Raw genomic sequence first — 17956 nt, forward strand, 5'->3', positions numbered from 1 at the left:
GCATAGAAACTGTTCATGAATTATTAATAGTGGTATTTTTCATAATGATTGAAAATGATAACTTATAAAAGGTTTTTGAGAGGATCAGAATTCATGGTCACTACTTTTTACTCTTTATAAGTCCTTTCTAATCCTTTGTCACATGTATGATTTATTAAGTGATTTTTACACATTGTGTAGTATTTGTATATAGTTACTTTTAATATAAGGGATATAAAGGTAGTCTGTAAATGATTTACGAGAAATTGTAGGAATACTTTCGTAATTACAAATGAAAGTGTTTCTACATGTAAAATCTATCTTGTTTTTTTTATTCTTATCCTTTAATTTATGTAAGGGGATTGAACGGATGTTCTGTTTTTAATGGATAATAAAAAAGAATGGTAAGATAGTTTTGGAGTTTACTATATTATTCTAGACTTGTCTGTTTTCCACCCTGAAAGTCACAATTTTATGGATGCAGGAGGCTACATATATGGGTACGAGGCAGAAAATTTTGATGCAAGCGATGATGCTTGTAGTCATGGTTATGATGAGTGTGGTGTTTAGTAAAGAAGTTGGTGCAGAATCAGAAAACAAGAGTGATTGGATCGATAGTGTTCATGTAACGCCAAGTGAGGTTTCTTTTGGTAATGAAATGAAAGTGAAAGTTACCGTCAAGGTTAATAATCCAAATGGCATAGGTTCTGATATAAGCATCAAGTATATCCTTCCTTATTTAGATGAAGAGGAAGAAGAAGTTTATGAGTATGTAAATTTAAAATATAATTCGGAAACAGATTTGTATGAAGGTGTATTAAATACTTATTTTGATTTTGAGCAGGTTGGAACTTGGGAGATTGATATGATCCATTCAGGAGTTTTGGGCTTAATAGCATATAACTCTAACGTTCATGAGCCACGAGATAGCTCAGAGAGAGAAAGCATGGAAGAACTGAGCAGCGGTAACATTACGTTATTGGAGCCAGTAGTTGGTTGGAATTATTTCAAGGAATATGGAGAAACACAAGGACACTGGTATTATTTTGATGAGAAAAAATTGGAATTTGTGACAGGTTGGTTTAAGGAAAATGGAAAACAATACTACTTGAATGACAACGGAATGATGGTAACAGGTTGGGTACTAGTAGATGGCAAGTGGTATTACTTGAAAGAAAATGGATCTATGGTGACAGGCTGGACGTTAGTAAATGGTGAGTGGTATTACTTAAGTGCAGATGGAGCAATGAAAACAGGTTGGACGCTAGTAGATGGCAAGTGGTATTACCTGAAAGAAAGTGGCTCCATGATGAAAGGATGGGCGTTAGTAAACGGTCATTGGTATTACTTAAATGCAGAAGGCTCCATGGCGACAGATTGGATATTAGTAAATAATACATGGTACTATCTAAACGCTAGTGGTTCTATGGTGACCGGTTGGTTACAAAAAGATCGAAATTGGTATTACTTACACTCTAATGGTGCAATGGCAGTAGGAAAACATTTCATTGATGGTAAATGGTATGGTTTTAAAGAAAACGGTGCAATGATGTCTGACTGGAAGAATGGAAAAACAGGATGGAGAATAGAAAACGGTAAACTGTATTATTTAAACCAGGACGGTGTAAAAGTAACTGGGTGGCTACAAGATAGTGGAAAATGGTACTACTTTAATACAAAAGGTGAAGCGGTAATAGGTTCGATGTTCAATAATGGTAAGGGCTATTATTTGCAAAATGATGCTTCGATGGCAATAGGGTGGATTTCTCTTGAGGGTGAAAAGTATTATTTTGATGAAAATGGAGTAAGGGCAGCAGGTTGGAAAGAGATAGATGGTAAGTGGTATTCTTTCTTCCCACCTACTGGAAAAATGAGCAAAAATACGTGGGTTGATAGCAAATACTGGGTAGATGCAAACGGTGTATGGACAAAGACAAGATAACTGAATAGTAGATAAAAAATACAAACCTCATTAAAAAGGTTTGTATTTTTTATGAGAACTAACAGGAATGGGAAAAATATATAATAAAGTAAAGAAGGGATTTTGTATGGGGCATGATCTGGGTGAAGAGGATGCCTCTGTAACGCAGAATGGGTATACGTATGGTGATAATAATCCAGTGATGCTGACAAATCCAGATGGACAGGCACCTTGGCTTATTCCTGTAGCGATAAGTGGCTATAGTGCTTATAAAGGATACAAAGGCAAATCACGTGTTAATTGATTAAGGAAGTCTTATAAGCAAATACGTCATACATTAAATAAAAAACGTTAGAAAAGGATGAAAAGCTACATGAATAGTATTAATATACAGTCTATATTAGATAATTTATGGGGCGCTACCGTTTTAGAGACACATATAGATTTGTTAAATGATAGTATTAAATTTACATTGCAGGTAATTGATAATGGAGTGATAAAAGATTATAAATTAGTATTGATAGAAGTGTCATCGTTTTATTATGTTAAAGATGATGAAAAGCGTAGATTTGCATTTTATGATAGAGAAAAAGTAGATTATTTAGAATTAACAACGATTTATTATGAAGATCCAAATCTGAGTGAAGTTAAATTGAGTTTACAAAATGAGAAAGAATGGAGTAGCAAATATTCCACAGGAGTAAATATTATAATAGAGATTTGGGATTCTATTTTGTTAGTTGAAGCAAAACAATTTTCTCTTAATGGTAAAGTGATTAATCTTAAAATGTAGTTGTTTTTTAGTATAGTTATTTCGTTCGGAGCTGGGTATCGTTTAGGGGCAAAAAATTACAAGCTTGCCAAGACACCTTCGTCCAATAAAAAGCACTTAAAACAGGGAATGCAAAAAGCGGGAACAAAACTAGAATTAAAAACAATGTGATTTAACATTTTCTTTGAGCAATTAGAGTGTAGTATATAAATTTATAATGGAGAGTAAGCATCAAATGTATTAATATAAGAGGGTTTTGCAGCACCCTCTTATTAAAAAAGAAGAAGATGTACAATAAAAACTAACGAGCTGACTTCACAAATCAACTTTTTCCAATCCTTCTATGAACATGTTCCTTTATAAATTCCCCCTAAAAACTCAATATTAATCATTTTAATATTATACTATTAAATATCTACAATGTTATAGTTGTTTTTTTCCGCTTCCTTGTTACAATAGTAGTTAGATAACTATTAAACTAAAAAATTAATAAAAGGAGTACTAGGAAGAAATGTTTAAAAAAGCTGCAGCAATTGTCTTAACATCTAGTATAATTTCTATTCCTATAACAGGTTTAGCTGAAACTGTAACAACTTCTAATACAGCAACTGTAAATGTAAATGTAAATGCTGTAAAACAATCTGGATGGGTCCAACAAAATGGAAAATGGTATTACTTCAATCCAGATGGCACTATAAAAAAAGGATGGCTTCTTGATAATAATAAATGGTATTACTTAAATTCAAGCGGCATTATGCAAACTGGCTGGCTGTTTGATCAAGGGGTTTGGTATTATTTAAACGCTAGTGGAGCAATGAAAACTGGCTGGCTGTTTGATCAAGGAGTTTGGTATTATTTAAACGCTAGCGGAGCAATGCAAACGGGTTGGCTATTAGATCAAGGAGTTTGGTATTATTTAAACGCTAGCGGAGCAATGCAAACGGGTTGGCTATTAAATCAAGGAGTTTGGTATTATTTAAATTCTAATGGTTCTATGAAAACTGGCTGGCTTCTTGATAATAATAAGTGGTATTACTTAAATTCAAGTGGCGGAATGAAAATTGGTTGGCTACAAGATGGAAACAACCGTTATTACCTCCAAAATGATGGATCAATGAAAATCGGATGGCTGCAAGTGAATAATACGTGGTATTATTTAAACGCTAGTGGAGCAATGCAAACGGGTTGGCTTTCGAATGGCGGCGCTTGGTACTATTTGAATGCTAACGGTACGATGAAAACTGGTTGGTCATTTATAGATGGAAGTTGGTACTATTTACAAAATAATGGTGCAATGAAGACGGACTGGCTACAAGATGGCGATACATGGTATTATTTGCAATCCAACGGTATGATGCAAACTGGAACTGCTTCAATCAATGGAACGACGTACCATTTCGACAAGAGCGGTGCTTGGATTCCTGAAAATAACATCACTGCTACCACATATTTAGATCTTGATTTAACGTACGCTTCAAATGTGACTGGTGCAGAAATTGATGCTAATATTAAAAAATATCATCCAGACAGCCCATTAATTGGACATGGGAATGACTTTGTCGAAGCTCAAGCTAAACATGGTGTCAATGCTCTTTATTTAGCTGCACACGCTATTTTAGAATCGGGATATGGTAAATCTGAAATTGCATATCGTAAACATAACCTATTTGGGTTACGTGCTTACGATGCTGATCCATTTAAGTATGCGAAATATTTACCAACTTTCGGTGATAGTATTTCTTATAACGCAAACTACGTAAGAGAAAAGTACTTAGAAAAAAACGGATCATACTTTAACGGACCAACATTAAAAGGCATGAATGTCATGTATTCAACAGATCAAGAGTGGTCTGCTAAAATCGTAAAAATAATGGAACGTATTAAACCTTTCCAGAAAAAAGATTATGTATATGCGAAAAAATTACCTAAAAATCCAAACTCTTTAAATGTCGACGCCCTATCAAGTGATATTCCATATAAAACATACTCACAAGGAACGACAAAAACTGTTAAACTGGCTACTTCCTATTACGTTGTACCATATCCATTTGATGGTACAATTAAAAGTCAGTCAGTTACGAAAAATGATCAAGGTACATTAGCAACGGGTACACCTGTATTTATTTATCGTGAAGATCCAAACGGATGGATTGAATTCTCACTCACAATGAATGGAAATAAATATTGGGTATTAAAAGCTGGATTAAATATGTAAATAAAACACCCCTTTTAGAAAAAGCTAAAAGGGGTATTTTATATGTTTTAAATTATTAATAGTTTTATTGAATGAGAAAGGATGTTTTTCTTGGAGTATCATAATAAAATAACTTTTAGAAGGTGTACATTTTTAGAAGATAATGAAGTTGAATTAGATTGTGACGGAGAAGAAATTACAATTATAGATAGATTTTTAGTAGCTATGAAATCGCAAGGACAAACGTTATACTATCACTATAATCCTCGTTACGATGACAGATCAAAATGATGAAATTGTAGCAACGTATGAATATGATTCGTGGGGGAATTTCTTTTACAATTAATAAAACAAGAGCAAGAACGCAGAAAAAAATAAAAGGCTAAACCGAAGCCAAAACTAAAATTAATGGAAAGCGTCCTCCACTACATAAAAGCGATTATTGAAAAGGGTGAGTAATTATGAGGTTTTTTTTAAGTGGTGAATTAGAAGGAGATATTGCGGAAGAATTTATAAATATGATTTCAGAAATAGGCAGTGAACTTGAAGAATTAAATAGTAATAATTATGGTAGCGAGGTAGAAGAAATAGCTATAATCCCTATAGTAGTTAACATAACTCCGGAATATGAAGATGCGGGTTTTCATAAAGAAAGAAAGCTCTTTAAAAGGAAGAGTAAAGAAGCAGATTTTAGATTAAGGATTGATTATGAAACATTTTTATCTGCAGATTATTCTACGAGAAAAATATTGATAATTAGAAATATTATTCAATCTATTAGAATGTTAGAAGGAAAGGCTAAGGCTGATTTTAATGCAATAAAGTTAGAACAAGATATTTTACAAATTTTTGATATCAAAGTGAGTTTGCTTGCATTATCAAAAGGATGATATACATTAAAAATAATTCTGAATGTATTCGCAAAGTGATTTGAATTCCATTTTCACCTTGTACTAGAGGAAGTGAGACAGTTCGTTCTTTAGTCTGTTAAATAATTTACATCATATAAAAAATGCTATTTCAAAGTAGGATCAATTAGTTTTATTGTGAAATTTCTTAACAGACAAAGGGCTGATATTCCTTCATTCATTTCAAGTCAGAGTGTTTCCATTGATACTCTTTCCACAAGGCTGATGAGGTTAAAGTTGCTGTGTGCAAATATATGCACTTGTATAACTATCAAAGATTTCAAAAAAATTAAGCAGCCTGAGTCCATATAAATATAGAACTCAGGTTGCTTAGTTGCGCTTTTTTAATACGGGGGCATTTCACAATGAACGCCCTCCTCTTATTTTATAAAACCCAAAACTAACAAGTGTAGAAATACAAGAGAACAGCAGTGCCACACTAGAAAATGCAATGAGATACATATTATATTTCATTACTTTCCCGATGAGTTGGTTACTGTCGTACTGAAAAAGTTCTGCTATTATATTAAATAAAAACAATACGATAAACATGACGATGACACCGTCAATGGATCCTTTAATGTCAGGTTTACTTAAAGCGATATGTGCAGAAATACAAATAGCGATAAATAAAAATAACCAAAAGGAAGGGTTCAATAAATTGTTTATTGTAAATAAGCTTTTCAATAATACGAACGTCGACAAGAGCATGTTTTGAACCATTTCTAAAGTAATAGAAGTAGATGCAATCGTCTTTTCGAGAGTTGTATTAAATAAAAAATATGAATCTGGTACGAAATAGCGCATGAAAAGGATTAATGCAGTAATACCAGAAATAATAGGGCCAATTCCAATGAAGAAATTCCCAATTCGTTGATATACACTTTTTTGATTGTATTGATGTTGTACGTAACCTAACGCACCTTGGCTCGTATCTGTTGGGAAGAACTGCGTTGCTACAATTTTATGACGAAATAGTACGCACATAATGGCATGTCCAAGTTCATGAATAGGAACACCAATCCACGCAGTCAAAAGAAATCCTTTTCTTCCGAAAGCCCTCGACCAATACATTCGTGTGAGAGATTCTAAATAACCTAATAGAAATCCGATTACAATGATGACTCCAATTAAAGAAAATAACTGGATCACGCTTGTAAGGAGTATTTGAAAAATTGAGTTTACAAATTCCATTGCCTTTCATCCAATCTGTTTAAAGTTTCACTTTAGTTGCTCTGTTTCATAATAGCATTATTTTTCTAGATTACTAGTCTATATATTTTCTTTCAAAAGCAGGATTTCATAATCTGTTTCTTGTAGTCATGTTTTATGTCCAAAGTCATATATTGAACTTGTAACATCCTATAAGATATATGCTTAAGGAGGGATGAGAGCGTGAAATGTCCAGCATGTCATACAGAAAATGCAGTAGAAGCAAAGTTTTGCGGGAATTGTGGACATTCGTTAACCGAAGAAGTAGTAGCAAGTGGTGTCCAAGAAGAAAATCAGCAATCATCGCATGCAGAGCAAGCGAAGGAAACTCGTCCAAATGAAACGGTAGAGCAAGCAAAGCGGTTTACGAGTGGCTATTTTCGGTTTTTTAAACAGGCATTTCAAGCACCGACAGCGATTATGCAAAGTGGCAATGTCGAAGTGCGAAATGGAATTGTCAGTCTTGTTCTTATTTGTTTTTTAGGAGCATGTATTTTTTATAGAATGATGAGTGCTGGTGCAGCTGTTACGAGAACGCTAGTGCCAGAAGTATATACTCCTACATTTTTTGGAGAATCTGTAACGGTATTTTTCTTTTTATTAATTTTAACTTTGTTTGTTGGATTCATTATTTTTATAAGTGGTAAGATGATGAAATCCTCTTTTTCGTTTCTTGAAGTATTCGGCATATGGGGAACGATAGCAACGCCGGTTATTGCTATATTAGTTCTTACTTTTCTTTTTAGTTTCTTATTAATCTTTTTCTTACCGATATTATTATCGTTAGCTACAACTTATATAGGGATTAGTATAATTGTAGCCATATTAAAATTAGATAATGGCGGATTAGATCTTGTTTACACACTTCTTATCGCAAATGTTTTCATTGGAATCGTAACATTTATTGTACTTTGGTCTTACATTAGCACTGTAATTCAAGCCTTTACACAGGGATTAACTGGCTTCTAATGCAAAGGTGGTTGAATGGATGAATGTATGTACAAAGTGTGGAACGCAGTTTGTAGATGGTGTGCAATTTTGTCAAAACTGCGGTACAAAGAGAGAAATTCCAGTAGTGAAGAAGAAAATGGGGAGCGGTACAAAAATTGGCATTACACTTTTAGCACTACTTGTTATAGCGATTGTTGGATTGTATTTGTATGGATCATCGTATTATGCGCAGGTGGCACAAGTAGACCGGATGATTACGATTTTACAAGAGAGAGACGGAGAAAAATTAGCTGAGATTGTTACGACAGATGACCCATCGGTTATTGTAACGAGAGAGAGTTTCAAGCCTCTATTTTCATATATAAAAGAAAATCCGTCTTACGTGAATGAATTGAAACAATATTTAAAGCAAGGTGAAAAGCAAGGGGACGGAATTGAAAGAGCGGATTTTTCTTTAACGAAAGACGGGAAACATTACTTTATATTTGATCGGTATAAATTGAAGGCAAGGACGTATTATACGACTTTGCTTTCAAATGAAAAAGGTGCATCTTTAAAAATGAACGGAAAAGAAATCGATAAGACAGAAGACAAAAATTTTCAGAAGCAATATGGACCGTTTCTTCCAGGAGCTCAAGTGTTTCAAGTGGAATATAAAAATGACTATGTAAAACTATCACGCGAGGAAAAAGTTGTACTTATGAAACAAAGTCAAAATAATGTAACGATAGATTTAACGTTGCAAGGGCAATATATTACAGTTCAAACGAACGCGCCTGGTGCGACATTATATGTGAATCAAAAGCCAGTTACCGCATTGACCGGAGAAGAAATTACGTGGGGTCCCGTAGCAACTGATGGAAGTGCGACGATTTATTTAGAACGCAATGGAGAAAGCGGAAGGGAAACGACAAAAGTAGAAACGGTAACAGCACTTTCGGCTTATAACCTTCCATTCGAAAAGAAAAGCGTAGAAAAAACAGTCGTTTACAATGTTACTCCGCCACCTACGACTGGGTATGTATATAATGGTTTTATCTTCCCTGATAGTGATATTCGAAAATTAACGAATGCAGATTTAACGTATGTAACGAAAGAACAGTTGAAAATTGCTAGAAACGAAATATATGCAAGACATGGAAACATATTTCAAACGAAAGATATGCAAGCGTATTTTTCAAAACAGTCTTGGTACAGAGAAAATCCGTATTTTAAAGGGAATTTAACGGATATTGAAGCTTATAATGTTGAATTGATCAAATCAAGAGAATAGAGTGCATGAAAAAGGTACAGTGTATATTACTGTACCTTCTCTATGGTTGTTTAGCTGGACCAGGATCTCTTGAGAAAAAGATGTGAAAGAGGAATGTGACTTTACTTGCTCCTCCTGATGTACTAGCTTGCACATCAGATAATGCACTAGATGTTAAAACACCTTCAGAACGAGGCGGTACGACTATTTTGAGGGCATCATCTGATTCTGATGATGCAGTAACTGTTATTGTATCATCAGATAAGTTCAAAATTTTAACAGTACCGATTGGTAAGATGGACTTGCCAGCGTGTGATGCTGAAGCGAAGCGAGAGCCTTTCCAAATAGTTTGAGCGAAAGTCTCATCATTAGATAACCAAGCGCGAGCACTATAAAGTGTTGCGTTAATAGAAAATTCTTGGTCAAGCGACAAGGCGGCTTTCGGTTCTTGCGGTTCCTCTGGAAGCTGGGCGAGAAGGCCTGCGCACATGTATGTTTCACCTACTTTCAATAGTAACTGTTATAGCATATTAAACATGTTGTTTATAAGACACGACGGTTACCTATTCAGGCATAGGTTTGTGCACTAAATTTGTAGATGAAATATTATTTCTTTACAATGGGAATAGGTGTTATTTCTGTAAAATATGGAAATTGTAAAGAGTAGGGAAAAAAGAAGGAGTGGTAAAGTGAACTATGTCATTATTGGCGGAGATGCAGCTGGGATGAGTGCAGCCATGCAAATTGTAAGAAACGATGAAACTGCAAACGTTGTGACGTTAGAAAAAGGTGAAATCTATTCATACGCTCAGTGCGGATTACCGTATGTTATTAGTGGTGCTATTGCTTCGACGGAAAAATTAATTGCGCGTAACGTGAAGACGTTTCGTGATAAGTACGGAATTGATGCGAAAGTGCGACATGAAGTAACGAAAGTAGATACGGAAAAGAAAATTGTGTACGCGGAGCATATGGAGACGAAAGATGTTTTTGAATTTACGTATGACCGTTTATTAATTGCGACGGGAGTGCGTCCTGTTATGCCAGAATGGGAAGGACGAGAGTTACAAGGCATTCATCTTTTAAAAACAATTCCAGATGCTGAGCGTATATTAAGAACGTTAGAAACGAACAAAGTTGAAGACGTAACAATTATTGGCGGCGGTGCGATTGGACTGGAGATGGCAGAAACATTTGTCGAGCTTGGTAAGAAAGTAAGAATGATTGAGCGAAATGATCATATCGGTACGATTTATGATGCAGATATGGCGGAATATATACATAAAGAAGCGGATAAACATCATATTGAAATTGTAACGAATGAAAATGTAAAAGCGTTTAGAGGAAAAGAGCGAGTAGAGGAGGTTGAAACGGATAAAGGTACGTATAAAGCAGATCTTGTTTTAGTATCTGTCGGAGTAAAGCCAAATACTGATTTTCTTGAAGGAACCAATATACGTACAAATCATAAAGGGGCAATTGAAGTAAATGCATATATGCAAACGAATGTGCAAGACGTATATGCTGCTGGTGATTGCGCGACACATTATCACGTTATAAAAGAAATTCATGATCATATTCCAATTGGAACGACTGCCAATAAACAAGGACGACTTGCTGGACTCAATATGGTTGATAAACGAAGATCATTTAAAGGTACGTTAGGTACAGGCATTATTAAATTTATGGATCTGACACTCGCGAGAACAGGCTTAAATGAAAAAGAAGCGAAAGGGCTCAATATCCCGTATAAAACAGTTAAAGTAGATTCAACAAATATGGCGGGCTATTATCCAAATGCGAAACCACTTCACTTAAAATTGCTATATCGTTCCGATACGAAGCAATTGTTGGGTGGACAAATAATTGGGGAAGAAGGTGTAGATAAGCGTATTGATGTGATTGCAATGGCGCTTTTCAATAAAATGAGCATTCACGATTTAGAAGACGTCGACTTAAGTTACGCACCACCATATAACAGCGTTTGGGATCCAATTCAGCAAGCAGCAAGGCGAGCGGAGTAGCACTTTTAAAGTGCTACTTTTTTTGTAAAGGGAAGTAATCTTTTTTATTGAATAATAAAGAGGGGGAAATAGTTACATATAGAAAAGGGGATTTTTAAAAATGGTTGTAGCACTTCAAAGAATTCAAGAATCAGAAAAAGAAATATTACGTAATTTGTACGTATTATACCTTCATGACCTTTCTAAGTTCACTATGAATATAACTATCGGAGCGGATGGTTTTTTTGAATACGAAGATTTGCACATGTTTTGGAAAAATGACGGAATCACTCCGTATTTTATAAAGGTTGATCATAGTATTGTAGGATTTTTATTACTATTAGAACGTCCATTTTTGAAGAAAGAAAACGATTTTTGTATGAATGACATTTTCATATTGAATCAATATAGGGGAAAAGGAATCGGTAAACAAGTTATTGAAAATTTACTAGAAGAGAAACGAGGACAGTATTTCGTTATCGAACTTCTAAAAAATGTACCGGCAGTTTCGTTTTGGAAGAAAGTATATAGAGAGTTAAACATTGAATTTGATGAACGAAAACAAATGATTGATGATGAAGAATGCCTCGTTCAAACGTTTAAAATATAATGAAATAAGTGTTCCTAGTATATTACTTTGAAATTTAGCTTTATCCCGCTATTTGTGGGAGTCGGGTTGCTCGTAAACGCCCGATTGGTGAGGGCTGATAATCAGTGGGGGATGAACAGCCCTCCTACTGATTAAAGTTTCACTTTATTTTGAATATAAGGTTCACCCTTGAAAACAAAGTACGTATCGCTTATATTGTCATATAGTATTTGTTTTTTAACAAAGCAATGAACGAACCAGGGGGCGCAGTATGGCAATTAACATGAAAACAATCGAGGAATGGATTGCGGAATCAAACGCAAGACAGGAAGAAGATTTTGGACACGTTGTTGAAGAGATGAAAGAAGTATGTGTCGGACTTGATAATGCGACATTAATTTATACGAAAAATGTATTTTGCTTCGGTAAGAAAGTAGAAGTATTGTTTTTCTTCCAAGACCATGTCGTTATCGGACAAGAAAAAGACGAATATGTTGAGATTGAAAAATTAAAGTATGATGCCATTACAAATAGTAATTTAAAAACAAATGACAAAAATACAACGTTAGAATTAAAGTTTGCTAACGGACAAACTATCAATTTAGATAGTTTAAATGATAACTATGGTACGAAAAATTGGTTATTTGCAAGACAAATTAAGAGTATCTTTAAAGTAATCTAGTAAAAAGCACGCCGGTGGACGGCGTGCTTTTAATTATGCAAAGACCCTTTTAACCAATTCCGCGCTCGATACGCCCCAACAGGAATTTGAATAAGTGATGTTTCATTTCCACCATCAATCCCGTACAATTGATCACAAGAATTTGTATCAAAACTTAGTAACGGATGACCACCCATCCCCATAGCGGTCGCAGCGAAAACGAGTTTATGAACGAGTATACCAGCTTCCATTTGGTGAATGCGATATCCTCTATAGCCTAATGCACGTGTGTAGTAATCCTTCTTTCCAACTACATGTAAGCAAAGTGGTACTTGAAAAAGGTTTACGTTATCCATCGTCATACTAGACTGAAGGGGGTAACGAAGGTCTCCATACCGAATTGGGTGTATGGAATGTGTTTTACTGTTATAAGCATAAGCCCCGTTTTCAATAGTTTTTACGTTATAAAAACATCCATATAAGGAGACGCGTGCATTTTCATTTATATACTTGCCATCAAGGTCGTTGTAATAGGGGAAGGAGAGACTCGCTTCTTGTAGTAAAGTAGCGAGCTCAGCTGCATCCCATTTCGTTAAAGTAAAGTCATCGTTAGGGGAGTACCGTTCTTTACAAAGTTGTAAGAAATTATACGATAAACGCTCTACTTTCGGTAGCCGTACAGTGTGCGCATGATGTTGATAGTACTCTTCATGAGCTAGTGTTTGGAAGTGTTCTGTCGATTCAATCATAGATGCTTCATTTATTTTTGTTATCATTGGATATCCTTCCACATGTTTGGAACGAATGAAATGCTCATGTGCTAAAGGTGGAATTTGCTGCAATAAGTCATGAGAAGTAACGGTTTTATTTTTACGATAATCATCGTGGAACCAATCTATATTCGGTTCTGTACTTAAAGGAATAACAGCATACACACTTTCTTCTCCTTCGGTCAGTCCGAGTAAATGATTGATTGCACGGTCTAGAAATTGAAAGTATATGCCATTTTTGTAACCGAACTGTTTCGCACATTCGAGTAATTGACCGATGAGAACGCCGCTATCTAATCCTTGCAGACGATACGAAAAGTTATTGTATTTAAAAAAGTTTTTCCAAAACATAGTGGATACAAATGCAGCACCAAAGCAAGAATGTATGTTACAGCGATTGCCGAGTGTGTCTGTAAGATAAGAATCGAAATTTCCTTCGCGAAGTAAGATAAGTCGGTGATGCGCAGCGTCATAATGGTAAATGCCGTCTGGATAATGATCCAATTTTAAATATATATACAATTCATTTGGGTATAAAGCACCACCTGAAGGGATAGACCTCCGGAATAAATTTCTTTCGCTATTGAGCTGACATAATTGGGTTATACCAAATGAATACAAAAGGTAAGCACCAATCTCATCCAAAGTAGGTGTAGTAGAAGAGTTCGGCAAAGATATTGGGATTTCTGAAGAGAGAGGGATGACAGGTACATTTCGATATAACTTATAAGGAAGCGGTGCGTCTTCCCAGTTCACCTCATGATTCGGCATAATTTCATCAATAGTGAAATGGAGATGATGTAAAAAAGTATCTAGCTGCATGAAATCCCCCCTTTACTATGGAAATGGATGAGGATGTGGATTTAATTGTTCGTTTGTTAAAGGCTCAGCCCTATATCCAAGTGTCATCGGTACAGTGTACACTCTATCCAGTCCGGTAACACGAGTGAGATGGTGACCGAACGTCATCGGTAGCATGCCTGGGATCATGACTTTTACACAATGTAATCCGTTCTGCTCTATAAGGGGGACGGTTTGATCTACAACGATTACTTCGAGCCCAGATTGATGCAAACGATTTAAAAGTTGATGAAGATCAGATGTCAAATCCATATCAAACGATTGTAATGCATTCATTTCTTGGAACGATTGCACCGGAGCATCTTCACGTAAAAGGAAATGAAGACGTTCTTCCGTTTCTTTTAATCCGTACAGCATACTATGGTCTTCCATTTTATTAACGAGATAAGGATCTTGTAAGCATTTTTCGTAGTACTCTCTTTTTTGCTCGAGCTCATCATCTGCTATTAGTAACATGCCTGCTATTTCGTGAATTGCACTTTTTATAGCTCGAATAGGATCTAAATGAGAGCCCCCTGCACAAACAACGTTCATTCCATTTGCACGCGTATTTTTCGCAATTACCCATAAACTCGGGATGCCGTGTTCCATCGTCGCGTTAAAAACGTGTAATTCATACCCGGTAATCGTGCGTAACCGCTGAATCATTAATTGTAATTCCGTATCGTTTGCTGAGCTAAGATCAAGGCGGGACAGAGGTAATTCAGCATACCAAGTGAGCAAGAAGGCATCACGCTCTACAATTTCTAAAATGCCGTGAAAAATTGCTTCTTCTAAACTACCACCAATTGCACAACCATTGGATGTTTCATATACGAAAGCATCCCGATGACCGAGGCTATAATAAGCGATTGATTCTGGAACTAAAAGTGGCTTGTTTTGTGATAAAGAATAGCCCCATACCCAGTTTTGTTCATAGTTGGGATCAAACGGCTTAAACGGAAAACTATCACGATTATAATGTTCATTTGCATGTACACCGAGTGTGAGGGGATTCAGTGCATGATCCTCTAAATCATGAAAACTACTATGCACATTTGTCTTTTTTCCTCGAGGTGACATACCACAATATCGTTCTAAACCTTCTAAAATAGCAGTTGCTTCACTCAGTGCAAATGAATGGGTTCGACCTGCAACACCTTCATTCCCAAACATTAACGGCATGTTTATAATGACGTCAGCGAATGGTAATAAAGAATGCTGCATTTTTCCATTCAACATACCAACCCGGTAATCTAAATAGTCTCTCGTTAAAAATGTATTTAGTTCATGAATAGAACGACAGCGATACGTTTCAGCACTTGTTTTTAAGCTCGGTTGTAAAGAAATCTGTGCCGCATCCGCAGTATCAGCAGGTAAATTACTACATATAGGACAGAGAGGATCTGGAAGAAAAGAATGCCGCGTACATTGCAGTGTTTGTAAGTTTAGTAAAATGAGTTCATTTTCTAAAGAAGAATGTCCGTGAGCTAATATTTTCTCCGTTTCAGCATGAATGAGCTGGCACATTTGCAGAATGCCATTTTGGGTGGCGCGTACATCACGCCTCGTTACGTGCTCTGATTTCAATGCATATTTCCGCTGTAATTCCCACATTTCTTGTTGATCAAATCCGGCGATAAAGCGTCGTCCATCGGCACAATGGGTGCATCCCGTTGCAAGAGGACGAATATAAGGTCCGATAACACCTTCACCAAATGAAGTAAACGCACGTAGCCACGGAATATGATTGGAACGAAAAACAAGCTCAGCATCATGATGAATAGTAGAAGGAGAGCCGTCATGTAATACGAGAGCGAGGTTGATATTTTCAGGGAGTTCATCTGTAATTGTATGTTGGCGAATGATGGAATATTGTTTGCGTAATTGATCATGTACATAGTCTGCAAGTAGGCCATCTCCTATAAGCAATATATGTTGAGTCATAGACCGTCCTCCTTTGCAATTAATACCCCGTACACACCATCTAAATTTTCTTTCAAAAATGATTCAATCGCTAAATCAAACACGAATGGATAAAAATTATGTTCTCCTAAATGCTGCAAGGCAAGCTGTAAAGATTGCACATCTGGAATCTCTTCGTCCGCTTGTATTTCTATTCGAAAAGAATCAGTGTCATATAAAATAATAGATGATTCAGGCAAAACAGTAGCTCTGTATGGAGTTTCTTCATTTTGAATGTGAAGAAGAGATAGTTGTAGTGCGTTACGTAACGCTAACGTCATATTAATACTGGATGCGCCATACCATCTATCATTTACACCGACCCAAACGACTGGAAAACTAAGAATCTCTTCACTCATTGCTATTTTAGGTGCTTCATGAATTGTAGAGAGAGCATCGTAATAAAACTTACAATGTGTATCATGAATTTCAGCTAGGTCGATCGTTGTAATTTCTTCTAGCATATGTGATTGCCGCTCATATAGTTTATTGTTTAAATGTTGTTGTAGTGCCCGGTATACACCTTCTGTCATCGTTTCCCCAGCACCAATACCGATATCGTTATGTTCAGGAATAAGGCGATGAATGATTTCAGCTACATATGTTTCAATTCCTGTTAAACCAGCTTCACGGCGAGCTTCATTATGAGTCAAACTAGCGCAAGTCATAAGAGGCAGGAGGGAAGCGGGACCATCGGATAGTGGTGTAGCTACTTGAATATTGCATTGTGATAACGGTAGTTGATATGAATTTTGTTCATCCCACACATGGAATATACCAGCTTCTTTAGAAGTTAATGAGTCGAAAAAACGGAACAATTCAGTTGAAGTACGTTGGTTGGACAGCTGCGCAAGTTTTTCGGTAAGATTTTCTATTGTATCAATTGTAAAACTTTCATCAGTTGCGAGAGGATGTTTTATAAAAGGATGCCATGTCCCTTCGAGTGTTTCACAGTTTAATAAAAAGAATTGTGGCTCTTTTTCTCGATATGAATCATCAGCGACGTGTTTAAATAATTCAAAAACAATTATATTTGCTAACATTGCGCCAGTAATTGGTGAAAAAGGAGCTGATGCATTTTCATTTTGCAAAGTAGTTTCATGTAGCCGATGCCAAGCTGATTCCCAGCATTCTTCACGATCAGCTGTTACGACAGGACCAGCCAAACCGAATGTTGATAAACAAATGGCGGGTATGAAGTTCTTTCCTACTTCCTTGCAAATCGTGTGAACTGTTCTTAAGCCTTCAATGTCTCCATTTTGAGAAACGTATAAAATCCAGTCAAAGGGTTCGAACACTTCATGCAGGGGGCGGTCAATTGTAGTATCTATTTCTTGAACAAGTACATTGTCATCAACTTCATATGCACGTTCTACTAGTTCATGAATTCGGTCGTAATTTGTTTCCATATAATCTGTGACAAGGTAATGAAATGTAGGTAATCCGGATTCTAGTAAAGAAGAAACTAAGGAAGTAAGCATATCCCCAGAACCAAGTATAAGGACATTTGCTGCGCGGTACGTCTGGAATTTTAAAGCACCTGAATGAGAATCAGCTTCTAGAAATTCAATTTGCGAAGCATACCTATCGAGTAATGCACTGTTTAATTCATGAGGTGCATCTTGACTTACATCACGAACAAAACCATTTTCATATAAAATCTCTCCAATTTCAAATACACGATGTTGATAGGGGAGAGGGAGACCATCGGTTATTTCTGCTAAAGAATGATCACCATTAAACATAGGCATTAATTTTTCAATCCAGTTATAAATTCCATCACCGTCCATGCGGAATGAACTGGCGTTATTTCGAAAATAGACACCCCCGTTTGAGTCGGGGAGGAAGAAAGTATCCTTATTTGCTTTAAGCTTTGCATGAGCTGGAAGGTTATTCATTTTAATCCTCCTTACGTTTTAGGCATACATTATTAGCTTAT

The 17956-nt window shown here is 36.0% G+C and carries 15 protein-coding genes and 1 pseudogene; 11 read left to right on the forward strand and 5 right to left on the reverse strand.

Features of this window, described 5'->3' with window-relative positions; genetic code table 11:
• Positions 1-475: 475 nt before the first annotated feature.
• From JDS98_RS13630 to JDS98_RS13650, 6 genes and pseudogenes are all read left to right on the forward strand, one after another.
• Positions 476-1921 (forward strand): hypothetical protein, encoded by a 1446-nt coding sequence (locus JDS98_RS13630; RefSeq protein ID WP_199633976.1) that lies wholly within the window; start codon positions 476-478, stop codon positions 1919-1921.
• 106 nt (positions 1922-2027) lie between these two features.
• Positions 2028-2204, forward strand: coding sequence for a hypothetical protein (locus JDS98_RS13635; protein ID WP_000509719.1), 177 nt, complete (start codon positions 2028-2030; stop codon positions 2202-2204).
• 69 nt (positions 2205-2273) lie between these two features.
• The gene (locus JDS98_RS13640; RefSeq protein WP_199633977.1) at positions 2274-2693 is read left to right on the forward strand and encodes a YxiG family protein; all 420 of its coding nucleotides are present in this window, start codon (positions 2274-2276) and stop codon (positions 2691-2693) included.
• Between the two features lie 490 nt (positions 2694-3183).
• Complete coding sequence (locus JDS98_RS13645; RefSeq protein WP_199633978.1) at positions 3184-4887, forward strand: glucosaminidase domain-containing protein; 1704 nt, start codon at positions 3184-3186, stop codon at positions 4885-4887.
• Positions 4888-5085: 198 nt separating this feature from the next.
• Positions 5086-5197: pseudogene (locus JDS98_RS30590) on the forward strand (RHS repeat-associated core domain-containing protein); the annotation flags it as partial.
• A 130-nt stretch (positions 5198-5327) separates the two neighbouring features.
• Entirely contained in the window at positions 5328-5756 is a 429-nt protein-coding gene (locus JDS98_RS13650; RefSeq protein ID WP_052943564.1) for an Imm44 family immunity protein, read from the forward strand.
• A 378-nt stretch (positions 5757-6134) separates the two neighbouring features.
• Here the strand turns inward: JDS98_RS13650 and JDS98_RS13655 are convergent, their stop codons facing one another.
• Entirely contained in the window at positions 6135-6968 is an 834-nt protein-coding gene (locus JDS98_RS13655; RefSeq protein ID WP_000397497.1) for a hypothetical protein, read from the reverse strand.
• A 201-nt stretch (positions 6969-7169) separates the two neighbouring features.
• Between JDS98_RS13655 and JDS98_RS13660 the strand changes: the two genes are divergently transcribed.
• Positions 7170-7955: a zinc ribbon domain-containing protein gene (locus JDS98_RS13660; protein WP_000650065.1), complete on the forward strand. Its 786-nt coding sequence runs from the start codon at positions 7170-7172 to the stop codon at positions 7953-7955.
• A 19-nt stretch (positions 7956-7974) separates the two neighbouring features.
• On the forward strand, positions 7975-9210 hold the full coding sequence (locus JDS98_RS13665) for a TcaA 3rd/4th domain-containing protein (RefSeq protein ID WP_199633979.1): 1236 nt from the start codon (positions 7975-7977) through the stop codon (positions 9208-9210).
• A 40-nt stretch (positions 9211-9250) separates the two neighbouring features.
• Here JDS98_RS13665 and JDS98_RS13670 read toward each other — a convergent pair whose 3' ends face one another.
• Positions 9251-9679, reverse strand: coding sequence for a hypothetical protein (locus tag JDS98_RS13670; RefSeq protein WP_002158834.1), 429 nt, complete (start codon positions 9677-9679; stop codon positions 9251-9253).
• A gap of 199 nt (positions 9680-9878) precedes the next feature.
• Between JDS98_RS13670 and JDS98_RS13675 the strand changes: the two genes are divergently transcribed.
• From JDS98_RS13675 to JDS98_RS13685, 3 genes are all read left to right on the forward strand, one after another.
• Positions 9879-11213 (forward strand): FAD-dependent oxidoreductase, encoded by a 1335-nt coding sequence (locus JDS98_RS13675; protein ID WP_097957207.1) that lies wholly within the window; start codon positions 9879-9881, stop codon positions 11211-11213.
• Positions 11214-11313: 100 nt separating this feature from the next.
• The gene (locus JDS98_RS13680; RefSeq protein ID WP_052943561.1) at positions 11314-11802 is read left to right on the forward strand and encodes a GNAT family N-acetyltransferase; all 489 of its coding nucleotides are present in this window, start codon (positions 11314-11316) and stop codon (positions 11800-11802) included.
• A gap of 250 nt (positions 11803-12052) precedes the next feature.
• Positions 12053-12463 (forward strand): DUF3908 family protein, encoded by a 411-nt coding sequence (locus tag JDS98_RS13685; RefSeq protein WP_000996796.1) that lies wholly within the window; start codon positions 12053-12055, stop codon positions 12461-12463.
• 29 nt (positions 12464-12492) lie between these two features.
• On the opposite strand, the gene JDS98_RS13690 is transcribed toward JDS98_RS13685, so the two are convergent.
• From JDS98_RS13690 to JDS98_RS13700, 3 genes are read right to left on the reverse strand one after another with little or no spacing between them, the layout of a single operon-like run.
• On the reverse strand, positions 12493-14034 hold the full coding sequence (locus tag JDS98_RS13690; RefSeq protein ID WP_199633980.1) for a SagB family peptide dehydrogenase: 1542 nt from the start codon (positions 14032-14034) through the stop codon (positions 12493-12495).
• A gap of 15 nt (positions 14035-14049) precedes the next feature.
• A complete protein-coding gene (locus JDS98_RS13695; RefSeq protein ID WP_098711122.1) occupies positions 14050-15999 on the reverse strand; it encodes a TOMM precursor leader peptide-binding protein in 1950 nt (649 codons plus the stop codon).
• Entirely contained in the window at positions 15996-17915 is a 1920-nt protein-coding gene (locus JDS98_RS13700; protein ID WP_199633981.1) for a putative thiazole-containing bacteriocin maturation protein, read from the reverse strand. The genes JDS98_RS13695 and JDS98_RS13700 overlap by 4 nt, the downstream gene beginning before the upstream one ends.
• Positions 17916-17956: the final 41 nt, after the last annotated feature.

It is taken from the genome of Bacillus cereus group sp. N11, from assembly GCF_016483605.1.
In the GTDB taxonomy this organism is placed as follows: domain Bacteria; phylum Bacillota; class Bacilli; order Bacillales; family Bacillaceae_G; genus Bacillus_A; species Bacillus_A toyonensis.